16 protein-coding genes and 3 riboswitches are annotated in these 16,032 nt (G+C 32.9%); of the genes, 10 read left to right on the top strand and 6 right to left on the bottom strand.

The window, feature by feature from the left end:
* Positions 1–199: 199 nt before the first annotated feature.
* The 5 genes from ribE to BMX03_RS04140 all read right to left on the bottom strand — a co-directional run bounded on the left by ribE (position 200) and on the right by BMX03_RS04140 (position 4,844).
* On the bottom strand, positions 200–667 hold the full coding sequence (gene ribE, locus BMX03_RS04120; protein WP_008538641.1) for a 6,7-dimethyl-8-ribityllumazine synthase: 468 nt from the start codon (positions 665–667) through the stop codon (positions 200–202).
* Positions 668–732: 65 nt separating this feature from the next.
* Entirely contained in the window at positions 733–1,932 is a 1,200-nt protein-coding gene (locus BMX03_RS04125; protein ID WP_018999070.1) for a bifunctional 3,4-dihydroxy-2-butanone-4-phosphate synthase/GTP cyclohydrolase II, read from the bottom strand.
* An 18-nt stretch (positions 1,933–1,950) separates the two neighbouring features.
* On the bottom strand, positions 1,951–2,598 hold the full coding sequence (locus BMX03_RS04130) for a riboflavin synthase (RefSeq protein ID WP_091693994.1): 648 nt from the start codon (positions 2,596–2,598) through the stop codon (positions 1,951–1,953).
* Between the two features lie 4 nt (positions 2,599–2,602).
* Entirely contained in the window at positions 2,603–3,730 is a 1,128-nt protein-coding gene (ribD, locus tag BMX03_RS04135) for a bifunctional diaminohydroxyphosphoribosylaminopyrimidine deaminase/5-amino-6-(5-phosphoribosylamino)uracil reductase RibD (protein ID WP_091693996.1), read from the bottom strand.
* A gap of 130 nt (positions 3,731–3,860) precedes the next feature.
* Positions 3,861–3,977: riboswitch (FMN riboswitch) on the bottom strand.
* Between the two features lie 60 nt (positions 3,978–4,037).
* A complete protein-coding gene (locus BMX03_RS04140; RefSeq protein WP_075555235.1) occupies positions 4,038–4,844 on the bottom strand; it encodes an MBL fold metallo-hydrolase in 807 nt (268 codons plus the stop codon).
* A 247-nt stretch (positions 4,845–5,091) separates the two neighbouring features.
* On the opposite strand from BMX03_RS04140, the gene BMX03_RS04145 reads away from it, so the two are divergent.
* The 8 genes from BMX03_RS04145 (at position 5,092) to BMX03_RS04180 (ending at position 12,637) form a co-directional block, all read left to right on the top strand.
* Positions 5,092–6,069, top strand: coding sequence for a polyprenyl synthetase family protein (locus BMX03_RS04145; protein ID WP_022227950.1), 978 nt, complete (start codon positions 5,092–5,094; stop codon positions 6,067–6,069).
* Between the two features lie 26 nt (positions 6,070–6,095).
* Complete coding sequence (gene tatA / locus BMX03_RS04150) at positions 6,096–6,425, top strand: twin-arginine translocase TatA/TatE family subunit (protein ID WP_022227951.1); 330 nt, start codon at positions 6,096–6,098, stop codon at positions 6,423–6,425.
* A gap of 81 nt (positions 6,426–6,506) precedes the next feature.
* A complete protein-coding gene (locus BMX03_RS04155) occupies positions 6,507–6,698 on the top strand; it encodes a twin-arginine translocase TatA/TatE family subunit (protein WP_008538649.1) in 192 nt (63 codons plus the stop codon).
* 11 nt (positions 6,699–6,709) lie between these two features.
* A complete protein-coding gene (tatC, locus tag BMX03_RS04160) occupies positions 6,710–7,504 on the top strand; it encodes a twin-arginine translocase subunit TatC (RefSeq protein WP_008538650.1) in 795 nt (264 codons plus the stop codon).
* A 42-nt stretch (positions 7,505–7,546) separates the two neighbouring features.
* Positions 7,547–9,007 (top strand): menaquinone biosynthesis decarboxylase, encoded by a 1,461-nt coding sequence (locus BMX03_RS04165; protein ID WP_008538651.1) that lies wholly within the window; start codon positions 7,547–7,549, stop codon positions 9,005–9,007.
* The gene (locus tag BMX03_RS04170) at positions 9,000–9,848 is read left to right on the top strand and encodes a 4-hydroxybenzoate octaprenyltransferase (protein ID WP_008538652.1); all 849 of its coding nucleotides are present in this window, start codon (positions 9,000–9,002) and stop codon (positions 9,846–9,848) included. Before BMX03_RS04165 ends, BMX03_RS04170 begins: the two co-directional genes overlap by 8 nt.
* A 17-nt stretch (positions 9,849–9,865) precedes the next feature.
* The gene (gene folD / locus BMX03_RS04175) at positions 9,866–10,732 is read left to right on the top strand and encodes a bifunctional methylenetetrahydrofolate dehydrogenase/methenyltetrahydrofolate cyclohydrolase FolD (RefSeq protein ID WP_018999077.1); all 867 of its coding nucleotides are present in this window, start codon (positions 9,866–9,868) and stop codon (positions 10,730–10,732) included.
* 33 nt (positions 10,733–10,765) lie between these two features.
* A riboswitch (ZMP/ZTP riboswitch) is annotated at positions 10,766–10,851 on the top strand.
* A 115-nt stretch (positions 10,852–10,966) separates the two neighbouring features.
* Positions 10,967–12,637: a formate--tetrahydrofolate ligase gene (locus BMX03_RS04180; RefSeq protein ID WP_075555234.1), complete on the top strand. Its 1,671-nt coding sequence runs from the start codon at positions 10,967–10,969 to the stop codon at positions 12,635–12,637.
* 71 nt (positions 12,638–12,708) lie between these two features.
* On the opposite strand, the gene BMX03_RS04185 is transcribed toward BMX03_RS04180, so the two are convergent.
* A complete protein-coding gene (locus BMX03_RS04185) occupies positions 12,709–13,893 on the bottom strand; it encodes an MFS transporter (RefSeq protein ID WP_091694001.1) in 1,185 nt (394 codons plus the stop codon).
* Between the two features lie 206 nt (positions 13,894–14,099).
* A riboswitch (ZMP/ZTP riboswitch) is annotated at positions 14,100–14,185 on the top strand.
* An 87-nt stretch (positions 14,186–14,272) separates the two neighbouring features.
* On the opposite strand from BMX03_RS04185, the gene BMX03_RS04190 reads away from it, so the two are divergent.
* Together BMX03_RS04190 and tnpA are read left to right on the top strand one after the other, a co-directional pair.
* Complete coding sequence (locus tag BMX03_RS04190) at positions 14,273–15,514, top strand: L-lactate MFS transporter (protein ID WP_022227957.1); 1,242 nt, start codon at positions 14,273–14,275, stop codon at positions 15,512–15,514.
* Positions 15,515–15,820: 306 nt separating this feature from the next.
* Positions 15,821–16,032, top strand: a 212-nt coding sequence (tnpA, locus tag BMX03_RS04195; protein WP_143052063.1) for an IS200/IS605 family transposase, incomplete at its 3' end; no start/stop codon positions are given.

Here is a 16,032-nt window from a genome sequence, read left to right on the forward strand (position 1 = left end):
CATCATGTCTAATCTCAGGAGATTTTAAGGCTTCTAGAGAGATTTTTTATTAAATATACCATATTTCAAAACAAGCTTCAACATCAACCATAAAAACCCATGTAAACATGTAAACTAAAAACAAATTAAATAAAGAGGATATTTCTATATGTTTTATAAAAATATCCTCTTTATTATTTATCTATATTTATTTAAAATATTATTTTATTTTCTTTAATAAGCTTGCCATTTCCATAGCTGCCATAGCTGCATCGCTACCTTTATTACCTGCTTTTGTACCAGCACGTTCTACAGCTTGTTCGATATTTTCAGTAGTTACTACACCAAAAATAGTAGGTACACCTGTGCTCATTCCCACTTGAGCTACACCTTTAGATACTTCATTACATACATAATCATAATGAGTAGTTGACCCACGAATAACAGCACCTAAGCAGATAACAGCATCATATTTTCCTGTTTGTGCTAATTTTTTAGCTACTACAGGAATTTCAAATGCGCCTGGTACCCAAGCAACATCAATATCATCTTCATTTGTTTCATGACGACGAAGTGTATCAATTGCTCCAGATAATAATTTACTTGTAATGAACTCATTAAAACGAGCTACAACAATACCAATTTTTAAATCTTTACCATTTAAATATCCTTCTAATATATTAGCCATTAAAAAAACCTCTTTTCTTTATACTTAATGTTTGTATTAAAAGATTATTATTTAATATCTATTTATTATTTTAATAGATGTCCCATTTTTTCTTTTTTCACTTTTAAATAACCTGCATCATATTTATTAGCAGGAATTTGAAGTGGTACTCTTTCTACGATTTCTAAGCCAAAACCTTCAAGACCTGCTCTTTTAGCTGGATTATTAGTCAATAAACGTATGCTAGATAAACCTAAATCTTCTAAGATTTGAGCACCAATACCGTATTCACGTTCATCAGGAGCAAAACCTAATAAAACATTTGCTTCAATTGTGTCTTTACCTTGGTCTTGAAGTGCATACGCTCTGATTTTATTTGCAAGACCTATGCCACGACCTTCTTGACGAAGATATAATAATACACCTTCACCAGCTTCTTCAATTTTTTGCATTGCTAAATGAAGTTGATCGCCACAATCACAACGCATAGAACCTAATACATCACCTGTTAAACATTCAGAATGAACACGTACTAATACATTCTTTTTATTTCTTACATCGCCTTTAACAATAGCTAAATGACATTTTCCATCTAATTTGCTTTCATAAGCCATTACTCTAAAATGACCAAATTTGTTTGGAAAATCTGCTTCAGCCACTTTTTCTACCATTTTTTCTGTAGTTTTGCGATATTCTACTAATTGAGCTACAGTTATAAATACTAAATCATGTTTTTTGGCAAATTCAATTAAATCTGGAGTACGAGCCATATGACCGTCTTCCTTCATGATTTCACAGCAAAGCCCTGCTGGTTTTAAACCTGCTAATTTTGCTAAATCTACAGTAGCTTCTGTATGACCAATACGGCAAAGTACACCACCTTCTTTAGCACGAAGAGGGAACATATGACCTGGACGACGTAAATCTTCTGGTTTTACATTATCATCAATTAAAACTTCAACTGTTCTAGCTCTTTCAAAAGCAGAAATACCTGTAGTTGTATCCACAGCATCAACAGACACAGTGAAAGCTGTTTCATGATTATCTGTATTGTGGCTAACCATCTGATTTAAACCAGCTTTATCAATGAGTTCGCCAGACATTGGCACGCAGATTAAACCTTTAGCATGAGTAGCCATAAAATTGATGATTTCTGGAGTTGCTTTTTCGGCGGCTACGATTAAATCGCCTTCATTTTCACGGTCTTCATCATCTGTTACTAATACCATTTTACCTTGTTTAAATGCTTCAATAGCTTCTTCAACTGTATTGTATTTAAATTCCATATGTCTATACCTCATTTCTTAAAAACCATTTTCACGTAAAAAATCTAAACTCAATGATGATGATTTTGGTTTATCTTGTTTAAAACTCAATAATCTTTCTACATATTTACCCACGACATCATTTTCTACATTAATTATCGAACCTACTGATTTACTAAGTAGTGTTGTAACTTCAGATGTATGTGGTATTAACGATACTGTAAAATTATCTTCACTTAAATGTGCTACAGTAAGGCTTACCCCATCTAAAGCAACAGAACCTTCAGAAATGATATATTTTAAAATTCTATCATTAGCTGTTAAAGTAATACGTGTAGCATTATCATCTTTTTTCATTTCAATAATTTTAGCTGTGCCATCAATATGGCCACTTACAATATGACCACCTAATCTACTTGATAAAGTCAAAGCTCTTTCTAAATTAACTTTATCGCCAATTTTTAATAAACCCATATTCGTCTTACGCATGGACTCTGGCATAACATCTGCTATAAAATAATCACTTGCTAAAAAAGTAACTGTCAAACATACACCATTTACAGCAATACTATCACCTAATTGTGTATTTTCTAATACTTTCTTAGCTTTAATAGATAACTTTATAGAATGAGTGCCTTTTGCTATAGCCTTTACAACACCGATTTCTTCTACGATACCTGTAAACACTGTATCACACCTTATCTTTATCTACTCTACCTATGATTAAAATATCTTCTTTTAATTTTTCAATTTGGATATCTTTCAAAGATAGTGCCTCTTGCAAATTTAAAATACCTGTTCCTGCTACAGGAGTTTTCGCTTCTTTACCACCAACAATTTTTGGAGCAATAAAGAAATATACTTTATCTACTAATTTTTTTGCAACAAAACTTCCGCTTAAAGTAGCACCGCCTTCAACTAAAATGCTACAAATATTTTGTTGTCCTAAAATATCTAGTAATTTTTCTATATCTACTTTATCATTTTCATCTTTATCCACTACAATGACATCAACATCTTGAGCTTGTAGTTTTAAAATTTTATCTTTATCCGCTTTATCTGTAGTAGCAACAATGGTTTTTGCTGATTTATCTTGTACTACATTAGCATTTATATCAATCTTTAAACTGCTATCTACAACAATTCTAATTGGATTTTTTCCGCCATCTACTCTAGCAGTGAGCATAGGATTATCTTCTATCACAGTATTAATTCCTACCATGATACCATCATAAATATCACGTAATTTATAACCATACGCTCTTGATGTTTCATTTGTTATCCATTTTGATTGACCTGTTGCTGTAGCAATTTTTCCATCTAAAGTCATAGCAGCTTTTAAGACTATAAATGGTTTTTTATGCTCAATCCATTTAAAGAATACTTCATTTTGTTTACGCAGTTCATCTTGCAAAAATCCATATTCCACATGAATACCTGCATCTTCTAAAATCTTAAAGCCTTTACCTGCAACTTTAGGATTTACATCCAATAAACCGCCATATACATTTTTTACCTTTGCTTCTACTAAAGCTTTAGAACATGGTGGCGTTTTGCCATAATGAGCACATGGTTCTAATGTTACATATACATCAGCACCTTGAGCTAATTCTCCTGCTTGATTTAATGCATGAACTTCAGCATGTGGTGTACCTGATTTTCTATGCCAGCCACAACCCACAACTCGATTATCTTTGACAATCACAGCACCGACTAAGGGATTAGGAGAAGTTCTACCGATTGCATTTCCTGCTAACTGCATGGCAAGTCTCATATACTTTTCATCGTAACTCAAAAAATCACCATTCTTTCTGTTCATTCTTTGGTTATAAATTTTAAAGAATTAAACAAAAAAGACTGTTAAATGCATTGCAAATAACAGCCTAATCAGCTTTATATTATAAATTAATTATCTATACTAATTCACTTTTATAAACTAATTTATAACTTTCCATCTTTTCTCATCCAGACTATACTGTCGGCTTTGGAATTTCACCAAATCATGCAAATAATTGCTCGCGGGCTTTACCGCCGGTAGGGAATTGCACCCTGCCCCAAAGACTGCTTTATTTAGTTACAAGAACATCATAGCACTTTACTATGAATAAATCAATATTTATTCTTTATTATTTCAAATTTATTACATCTAAATCATCAGGTACATATAAATTTCCATAATAATATTGTTTACCTTCATCAGTATATAATTCTTTGCGTTTATCTATATGTTTATCTTCTGTATGATATAAAATCAAATTTTTAACTTGCAATTGTTCTGCTAATTCACAAGCTTCTTTTACTGTACTATGATGTTTTTCATATGGTTTGAAAATATCTCTATCCCCATATAAACAAAATGCTTCAGATAATAAATAATCGGCATTTTGAGCATAAATTTCACAGACATCATTATATGGTTCATCACCTAAACAACATAAATTCATGCCATCTGCAAATTCAGCACTAAAACCAAATTGTTTTTCTTTTGTAGATAAAATATCAAAGAAAATAACTTGCATATCTAAGATTTCTCTTTGGTCTCCATCTTCAACTACATCAAAAATAATATTTTTACCAATTTGTGCTAAATCTTTCTTTTTCAAAGTCAAATTTGCAATAGTTTCTACTACCATTTTTACTTTATCATGACAATAGATATGTAATTTGCCTTCATATTTTCCTTGGTTCATTAACGTAGCTATCTTACGCACTACCCAAATTACACCGATAACATGGTCTGTATGCGCATGTGTAATAAATAAGTGATGGATTTTTGTCATATCTATTTGCGCTTTTTCTAATTGAGCTAAAATTCCATTTCCGCCACCAGCATCAACTAAAAAATATTCATCATCTATATTTAAGGCAAAACATGTATTAAAACATTTTGTAACCATAGCATTGCCTGTTCCTAATAAGATTAATTTTCTCATAGCTAGCACCTCTATTAACATAATAGTTGTTAGTATTTATTATAGCACAAAAGAATAAACTCTGGGTTTATTTCCTACATTTCATCTATGTATACAAATACTTACCTATAATAATACATAACCCAGTCTGTTACTTTTTATTTATCATTAAAGAAAGCCATATAATAATAATTTATTATTTACTAACATGTCTATTTTGTAGTAAACTTAATTAAGTTAGTAATTCGAAATATGCAGGTGATATAATTTGTTAACAAAAAATAAAATGTTCTTCATTATTAAGAAAGATTTATCATCGCTAGAAAATTTATTACATGAGACCGTTACATCTCCTGTTGACCTTATAACTGATATTGGAAATCATCTTATAAGCTCTGGCGGAAAACGTATTCGACCCGCCTTATATCTTCTGGCGACAAAGAGTAATCCTAATTTAGATAAAGATTATGTAATGCCTCTTGCTATGGCACTAGAAATGATTCATACAGCTTCTCTTGTTCATGATGATGTTTTAGATAATGCAGCTACTCGCCGTGGTTCTGCTACTGCCAATGCAAAATGGGGAAATAATATAGCCGTACTTACTGGCGACTATCTATTTGCTAAAGCATTTGCAGCCATTGCTAAAAATGATTATGGCACGCGAATTTCTGAGCGCTTAGCAACTATTGTCTGTGATTTAAGCGAAGGCGAAATCTTACAAAACCATTTTGGTTATACAATTCCAGACTCTATTGATATTTATTATGAACGCATTGCCAAAAAAACAGCCAATTTTATTGCTACTAGCTGTGAAATCGGTGCAATTGTTGCTAAATTATCAGCAAAAGAAATTGATGCTCTCCGTGAATACGGTTATTGTATCGGCATGGCATTCCAAATAGTTGATGATATTTTAGATTTAACCTCTGACTCTAAAAAAATCGGCAAACCTGCTGGAAACGATATTTTGCAAGGTGTAATCACTCTTCCTGTAATTCATGCCTATAAGCATGGCGAAAATAGCGAAGAGTTAAAAAATATCATCGAAAATCGTCAAATGAGCTTAGAAGAATTAAATCGTGCTATTAATATCGTAAAAAATTCCAACAGTATTGATTTTGCAAGACAAACTGTTACAGAATTTTTAAATCGCGCCAAAAATATTCTACCTGATAGCTTACCACAGTCAGTTAGAACATCTTTCATTGAAATAGCTGATTTTATTGGTAGCCGTGATTATTAAAATAAATTTTTACTGAGGTGACTTAAATGTTTGGTATTGGTTTTCCTGAACTTATCCTTATTTTAATCATTGGTCTTGTAGTATTTGGTCCTGGCAAATTGCCTGAAATTGGTCGTGCTGTAGGTAAAGGCTTACAAGAATTTAAAAAAGCCACTTCTGAATTATCAAATTCCGTTAATAATACTACTAATAACGCTTCTATAACTCCTACACCACCTAATCCAGCTAACCCAGAACAACCATCTGTAGCTCCTGTCTTCATGCAAGAAACTGCTACAGAAAAAAATACTACTACTGCAAAAACAGAAACAACAACACCTAAAACTCCAGTTGAATCTGAAAAAACTACTAAATAATCTATAATAATTGACAACTACTTTTTAAATTATATTCTTTATTTAGTACTAAAAATAAAAATAAAAGTGAAGGTGATTTAAATGTATAGTATTGGTATTCCTGAACTTGTATTAATCTTGGTTATCGCTTTAGTTGTATTTGGTCCTGGTAAATTGCCAGAAATCGGTAAAGCTGTAGGCAAAAGTCTTCGCGAATTCCGTTCTGCTTCTACAGAAGATAATACAAAAACTATTGATGCTAAAAATGAAGACGAAAAAAAAGATAAAAAGTGAGGTAGCAATTTATGTCTCAAGATATGAACGAACATACTTCTGCTAATACTGTTACTGCTTCAACTTCAGAAAATCTACCAACAACTGAAGTTAACGAGCAGACAACTACAAATAATGGCAGTATGTCCATTATTGCTCACCTTACTGAGCTTAGAAAACGCCTTATTCGTTCACTAATCGCTATAGGTATTGGTAGCTGTGTTGCTTATTATTTTATTGAAGACATAATGCACATCTTAACAGGCCCTGCTGGAAAGCTTTATTATATGCAACCAGCAGAGGCATTTTTTACTTATATTAAAGTTGCTGTATTTGTCGGATTTTTACTTGCTCTACCTATAGTTTTATATCAAATATGGCGATTTGTTTTACCTGCCTTAATCGGTATGGAAAGATATTTAATCTCCGTTATCGTGCCTATTTCGCTAATTTTATTTTTAGCTGGTTTAGCCTTTTCCTTTTTCTTTGTCATGCCCGCTGGGATAAAATTCTTAATGGGCTTTAGCACTGAAGAACTTCAACCTATGTTTTCGCTAAAACAATATTTTGACTTTGTCATTGCCTTTTTATTGCCATTCGGCTTTATCTTTGAAATGCCTTTAGCCATTATATTATTAGCCAAAGTAGGTATTATTTCTTCAAAATTCTTAGCAAAACAACAACGCATTGTAATCTTTTTAACTTTTGTTGTTGGTGCTATTATTTCCCCAACACCAGATGTTTTTTCCCAATCTATGATTGCTATACCTATGATTTTACTTTATGAAATAAGTTATGTCATAGTTCGTTTTGCTATGAAAAAATAATGTTAATCACTTACGCAATATAAATATAAAGGAGCGATTTTTTTGGCTTTTTATGATTTAAGAGAATTCATCAACGCTTTGGAGTCTCGTGGTATGCTCAAACGCATCAAAACTCCTGTTGATTGTAATTTAGAAATCACTGAAATCACTGACCGCGTTTCCAAAATGGAAGGCAAAAAAAATGTAGCTTTATTATTTGAAAATGTAAAAGGCTACGATATGCCTGTACTTATGAATGCTTTTGGTAGCATGGAACGCTTGGCACTTGCTTTTGGTGTAAATGACATCGAAGAAATTCCTAATGAACTTCGTGAAATCTTAAGATTACCTTATATTTCCCTTCAAAATAAAATGGATTTAATCCACATCATTCCAACTGCAAAACGTGCTATTAATTTCCCTAAATATGTAAAAAAAGCACCTTGCCAAGAAGTAGTTATCACAGATAATCCTACTTTAGATAAATTCCCTATTTTGAAATGTTGGCCTCAAGATGGTGGTCCATTCATCACTTTACCACTTGTATTCACTCGCAATCCAAAAACAGGTAAACGCAATGTTGGTATGTATCGTTTACAAAAATATGATGGTCAAACAACTGGTATGCACTGGCATCTTCATAAAGATGGTGCTAGCAACTATCGCGCTTATCAAGAAATGGGCAAAGATAAAATTGAAGTTGCTGTCGCTATTGGTACAGACCCAGTAATCACATATGCTGCTACTGCTCCACTTCCTCGTGATATCGATGAAATGGTATTTGCAGGCTTTTTACGTAAAAAATCTGTAGAAATGGTAAAATGTAAAACTGTTGATGTTGAAGTACCAGCTTGCAGTGAAATCGTACTTGAAGGATATGTAAATATCGGTGAAACTCGCCGTGAAGGTCCTTTCGGCGACCATACAGGTTATTATTCATTAGCTGATGATTATCCAGTATTCCACATCACTTGTATAACACATCGCAAAAATCCTATTTATTCTGCTACTATCGTTGGTAAACCTCCAATGGAAGATTGCTTCTTAGCTAAAGCTACAGAACGTATTTTCTTACCATTATTACAACAGACTTTACCTGAAATTCGCGATATCAATTTCCCTCTTGAAGGTGTATTCCATGATTGCGTAATGGTATCCATCAAAAAAACATATCCACAACAAGCTAAAAAAGTAATGCATGCTATTTGGGGTATGGGACAAATGATGTTCACCAAAATGATCATTGTCGTTGATGAACATGTTGACGTTCAAAAAGAAAAAGAAGTTTGGTGGCGTGTTTTCAACAATATTGATGCTAAACATGATATTGTAATGGTTGAGGGTCCACTTGACGCCTTAGACCACTCCTCACCAATGGCAAAATGGGGTACAAAAATAGGTATTGATGCTACAAAAACATGGCCAGAAGAAGGACATACTCGTGAATGGCCTGATGAAATTAACATGTCTGACGATATTAAAAAACTTGTAGATGCAAAATGGCAGGAACTCGGTCTTGAGTAAATTATCTGCTCATATTAATAATATAGCTCTTCATCATTCTGTATTTGCCCTACCCTTTGCTTATATGGGATTATTCCTTGCGGCAAAGGGTATCCCTACTTTTCACGATTTTTTATGGGTAACACTTGCAATGATAGGGGCTAGAAGCTCTGCTTTAGCTATGGATAATCTTGTCGATTTGAAATTTGATAAACAACAAAATCGCATGTCCAAGCGTCCATTAGTTACTGGAGCAATTAAACCTATTGAAGTAATTATCCTCATCATCGTCAGTCTTTGTATATTTTTATATTCTGCTAGTCAGCTAGCTCCTATTTGTCTAAAATTAACACCAATTTGTTTATTTTTCTTATTATTTTATCCATATACGAAAAGATTTACTTTTCTTTGTCATTATTTTTTAGGTGTAGCTTTAGCCATGGCACCTGCTGGTGGATATATCGCTGTTACAGGTGAATTGCCATTTGGTATTATTTTATTAAGTGGTGGCGTTTGTTTATGGATTGGTAGTTTTGATGTAATTTACGGTAGCCAAGACCGCCAATTTGATTTAGACCATAAACTTCATTCTATGGCAACACAATTTGGTGTAGCTAATGCTCATAAAATAGCAGCTTTTTTCCATTTTATTTCTATTTTATGTTTTATCGGTGCTGGAATCTATTTTGATTTATCCTTTATCTATTATATTGGTGTATTAATAGCTATCTTGACATTAATTTATCAACATAGCCTTATCACTCCATATGATTTCAGTCGTTTAACTCAAGTTTATTTCATGCGCAATGGCATTGTTTCTATTGTCATTTTTGTATTTACATTAATCGATATTTTAAGTTAATAAAGAAGGTGTTATTTTTGAGTGCACAAATTTTATCCGGAAAAATATTTGCTAGTGAATTTAAAGAAGAAGCAAAAAAACAAGTTTTAGCTTTAAAAGAACAATATAATATCACTCCTGGTCTTGCTGTAATTATCGTTGGTGAAAATCCAGCTTCTAAAGTTTACGTAAATAATAAACATCGCACTTGCGAAGAAGTTGGTATCTATTCTGAAGTTATAAGCATGCCTGCTGATACAACAAAAGAACAACTCATCGCCAAAATTGATGAATTAAATTATCGCCAAGAAATTCATGGTATTTTAGTTCAATTACCACTTCCAGAAGCTATTGCTAAAGAAGAAGCAGATATTTTAAATGCTATTTGCCCATTAAAAGATGTTGATGGCTTCCACCCTGTTAATGTTGGTAAATTGATGATTGGACAAGACGATGGTATGATACCTTGTACTCCATATGGTTGTTTAAAAATGCTTCAATCCGCTAAAATCAATATAGATGGTGCACATGCTGTTATCGTTGGTCGCAGTAATATTGTGGGTAAACCTATGGGACAATTATTACTCGCTCAAAATGCTACAGTTACTATTTGTCATTCACATACTCACAACCTCAAAGAAATTTGTCGTTCTGCTGATATTTTAGTGGCAGCTGTGGGCAGACCTCATTTTATCACTGCTGATATGATAAAACCTGGTGCTACTGTAATTGATGTTGGTATCAACCGCATTGCACCTAAAAAATTAGTTGGTGATGTAGATTTTGATAATGCTGTAGAAGTAGCTGGTGCTATCACACCTGTTCCAGGTGGCGTAGGTCTTCTCACTATAGCTATGCTCATGCAAAATACTATCAATGCTGCAAAATTACAACTTGCTAAATAAATTTGCCTTTGTTATAATAAAAGCATAATTTCATAAATAGTATGGAACTGACGGATTTTAGTGGAATTAACCACATGAACTGTACTATTATCAAAAAGTCGACCGTCTGGGCATAATAATATATGCTCAGGCGTTTTTTTATGCCTAAGCATATGTTTGGCAAAATTTATATTGCCTTTTTCCAAAATATATAATACTATCAAATTAGTTTAATTATTGGAGGTACTAAACCACATGAAAACAGACGTGCAAATTGCTCAAGAAGCTATTATGGAACCTATTGGTAAAATTGCTCAACATCTTGAAATTCCAGAAGATGAACTTGAATTATACGGAAAATATAAAGCTAAAATTTCTTTAAACTATTGGAACACAACTCTCCAACAAAAAGAAAATGGTAAACTTATTCTTGTAACAGCAATTAATCCAACTCCTGCTGGTGAAGGTAAAACAACTACTAGCATTGGTCTTGGCGATGCTCTTCATAAACTTGGCAAAAAAACTGCAATCGCTCTTCGTGAACCTTCCTTAGGTCCATGCTTTGGTATGAAAGGCGGTGCCGCTGGCGGTGGTTATGCTCAAGTAGTGCCAATGGAAGATATCAATCTTCATTTCACTGGCGATTTCCACGCTATAACATCTGCTCACAATTTACTTGCTGCTGTTATCGATAACCATATCCAACAGGGCAATGCTCTTGATTTAGATGTTCGTCGCATCACTTGGAAACGCGTTGTCGATTTAAATGACCGTGCTCTTCGCAATATCATCTGTGGTTTAGGTGGTAAAGCTCATGGCGTACCACGCGAAACTGGTTTTGATATCACTGTTGCATCTGAAATGATGGCTATTTTATGCTTGACTTCTGACCTTGAAGATATGAAAAAACGTCTTGGCAATATCATCATTGGTTACACTAGAAGCGGTCGTCCTGTTCGCGCTGAAGAATTAAATGTAACAGGTGCTTTAACTTTATTATTCAAAGATGCAATTAAACCAAACCTTGTACAAACTCTTGAAGGCACTCCTGCTCTTATCCATGGTGGCCCTTTTGCCAATATCGCTCATGGTTGCAATAGTGTAATGGCTACTAAATACGCTTTAAAAATGGCTGATTATACTATTACTGAAGCAGGTTTCGGTGCTGACCTTGGTGCTGAAAAATTCCTTGATATCAAATGTCGTTTCACTGGATTTAAACCTGATGCAGTAGTAATTGTTGCTACTATTCGCGCTTTAAAAATGCATGGTGGACTTGCAAAAACTGAACTTGCTACTGAAAATATCGAAGCACTCAAAAAAGGTATGACTAACCTTGCTAAACATATTGAAAACATTCAAAAATTCGGTTTACCAATTGTTGTAGCTATAAATGCATTCCCTACTGATACAGAAAATGAACTTCAAGAATTAAAAGCTCTTTGCGAATCTATGGGCGCTTCTGTAAGCATTTCCGAAGCTTGGGCAAAAGGTGGCGAAGGTGCTATCGACCTTGCTCAAAAAGTTATTGAAGCAACTGAAAAACCTTCTAACTTCCAATACATGTATGACGTAAATGATTCTATCAAAGATAAAATCAATGCAATCGCTACAAAAATCTATGGTGCTGATGGCGTAAACTACACACCTGCTGTAGAAAAAACTATCGCTGAATTTGAAGCTGAAGGTCTTGATAAAATGCCAATCTGCATGGCAAAAACTCAATATTCCTTAAGTGATGACCAATTCAAATTAGGTGCACCAACAGGATTTAAAATCACTGTTCGCGAACTTCGCATCAGTGCTGGCGCAGGCTTTATCGTAGCCTTAACAGGTAATATCTTAACAATGCCTGGTCTTCCTAAAAAACCTGCTGCTGAAAATATGGATATCGATATTAACGGAAAAATTACTGGCTTATTCTAATTTTCTACGTTAATTATTAATTAAAAATCAAAACCCCAAAAGTTTGTTTAAATTAACTTTTGGGGTTTATTTTATCCTCTTTTATTAAATTTAGTCATATTTTTTAACAATCTAAGATTAATAATCATGGCGATAATGGCAAAAATCGCACCACCTAAACCAACAAAAGGCATAGGCACAAAATTTATGATTATTCCACCACAAGCTGAACCTAGTGCTATACCTGTATTAAAAGATACAGGATTTAATGCAGAAGCTAAAGTTATAGCTTCTGGTTTTTCTCTTGTGGCTGTCTTCAAAAAATGCAATTGTGCTGGTGAATTTTGTAAATACATTATCACACCCATGAGTAAAATATTTATCAAACCTAAAACTAAATGATAACTAGTAAAAATAAGTGCAAGTAAACATAGAGCTTGTAAGAAATATACCATTGGCATTTTCTTCATGCCACCTAAACTAGCTATTCTTCCTGAAAGTAAATTACTGATAATCGTACTAATACCAAATAAGCTCAATACTAAACTTGTCATGGAAATAGGAATTTGTATATATTGTTGTAAAATCGGTGTCAAATATGTATAAAATACATAACTTCCAGCAGCACCACAAATTACAATAAGCATACCATAATTTATACGCATACTTTTCAATAAAATAAATTGATTACATAAATTTGTTTTTTGTCCACTACCTACATTTGGTAAATAATGCCACAACATCAATAAAATACATATACTAACTACAGATAATAATATAAAAGTCATTTGCCAACTAAATATTTGACAAATAATCGTACCTATAGGCACACCAAAAACAGAGGCTATACTAAAACCTGCAAAAATCCAACTGATGACTTTTGGTTGATATTGAACAGTCGCTATTTCAGAAGCAAATGTCATCGAAATAGATAATATTGTTCCTGAAATTATCGCAGTTATAATTCTAGCTAATGCTAAAATATAATAATTACTCGCTAAAGCACATAAAAAATTTCCTAAGATAAAACCTATTGCTAATATCAATAATACATAATATCTGTTATAAGCACTAACTGCTGCTGTGATAAACGGAGTGCCTATTGCATAAGCAAAAGCAAAAACTGAAATTAAATTACCCGCCATAGTCAACGAACAATTTATATCTTCTGCTATATCAGGTAAAATACCCACAATTATAAATTCACTCGTTCCTAAAATGAAACTCAATAAAATTAAACTTAAAACAGCCATAGTATTATATGTTTTTTGTGCCATCAAGATAATCTTCACCTTCTCTAAAATACAAATTTATTTAAACATAAATTATACTTATTCAAAGGAAAAAATCTAGTATTTACAACCATTATTCATCATTTAAACTACAAAAATCACGATTTTGACTATATTGACTATTTATAAATGAAATTAATTTTATTCTTGACATAGATTAAATATTTGTTATAATAAAGCTATCAATTGAATAAGCACTGTGGAACTGACGGATTTTAGTGGAATTAACCACATGAACCGCATTGCTATAGAAAAGTCGACCGTCTGGGCAAAGAAAATTTTTGCCTAGATGGTCTTTTTGTTTTTAGGCATAAGTTTTCTTGTATTTTATAATTTTTTATTTTTACGAAAGGAAGATTATATAATGAAAAACAGATGGCTTATCGCATTATCCGCAATTGGTATTCATATTTGTATTGGTAGTGTTTATGCTTGGAGCGTACTCACTAAGCCAATCATGGCTCAAATGGGCTTTAGTCTTCAAGAAACTACATGGACATTTTCTATTGCAATTTTATTTTTAGGTTTATCCGCTGGTTTTTTAGGAACATTTGTTGAAAAAAATGGTCCTCGTATTAGTGGACTTACTGCCACTGCCTTCTTTGGTATTGGTATGTTTGGTACAGCTTTAGCTCTTCATCTACAAAACCTTATTTTACTCTACATCTGCTATGGTGTAATCGGTGGTATTGGTCTTGGTATTGGATATATCACTCCTGTTTCCACTCTTGTAAAATATTTCCCTAAAAGACGTGGATTTGCTACAGGTCTTGCTATCATGGGATTTGGTTTTGCAAGTTTAATTGCTGGCCCTATCATGCAAATTCTCGTTAGCAATTTTGGCTTAGTAACTAACTTCATCATTTTAGGCTGTGCTTATATATTAATCATGGGCGCTTCTTCTTTATATCTCGCTCCTCCACCAAAAGAATTCGTAGAAAAATATTTACCTACAACTGTCAAAACTTCTAATTCTATGGTTGAAATAAAACAATATAGCGTAGCTGAAGCTACTCGCGATTGGAAATTCTATGCGCTTTGGTGGATATTCTTCACTAATATTACTTGTGGTATTGGTCTTTTAGCTGTAGCTTCTCCTATGGCTCAAGAAGTAGTTCATATGAGCCCAATTGCTGCTGCTTCCATGGTTGGCGTTATTGGACTTATCAACGGTTTTGGTCGTATCGCTTGGTCTAGCGTTTCCGATTATATAGGTCGTAGAAATACTTATATTTTATTTTTCTTGATTGAAATTTTTGCTTTCTATGCACTCGCTAATACAACTGAAGCCTTTTTCTTCCAATTATTAGTTTTAATCATTGTTTCTTGCTATGGTGGTGGCTTCTCTTGTATGCCAGCTTATTTAAGCGATTTATTTGGCACAAAACAATTAAGCGCTATTCATGGCAGAATTCTCACAGCTTGGGGCATGGCTGGTATTGCAGGACCACTTTTATTATCCTTTATTCGTGAAACAACTCAAAGTTATGCACTTTGCCTCTATGTATTCGCATTTTTATTTATTATCAGCTTCATCATAGCTATAATATTAAAAATAAAAACAACTAAAAAAGAAAAACTCATTTCAAGCAAAACTATTGCTTAAGAAAAAAACTCACTCTAAATAAAGCCTAGTAGTTAAAATTAAACTAACTACTAGGCTTTATTTATGTGCTAAAATAATATTAACTATCAATATAGTTAAATCTCATTAATAAAAAATATATGTTTTTTATAGAAAGGTTAATTTATTATGTCTGAGCTCTTCCATGAATTTTTATCTACCAATTTTACCAAATGCGAGCGTAAAGCCCCTAAATTTATTTATGGGGATATAAGCTCGCTAAAAAACAATGATTCGATATCATTGTTTTTTATTGTATTATATTTTTAATAGTTATATAATACTTTTATGAAATATAAATCAAATAATAATATAGTATATTCTTGTAAATATCATGTAGTATTTTGTCCTAAATATCGTAGAAAAGTGTTGAACAATGGTGTTGATGAACGATTAAAGGAGTTGATTAATAATATTTGTCAGGAGCTTCACGTCGATTTAATCGAGATGGAAGTAAAGCCAGACCATGTTCATTTGCTTTTAGAAGTTGATCCACAATT

Origin of the sequence: Megamonas sp. Calf98-2 (genome assembly GCF_900110235.1) — a bacterium.
GTDB classification, from domain to species: domain Bacteria; phylum Bacillota; class Negativicutes; order Selenomonadales; family Selenomonadaceae; genus Megamonas; species Megamonas funiformis.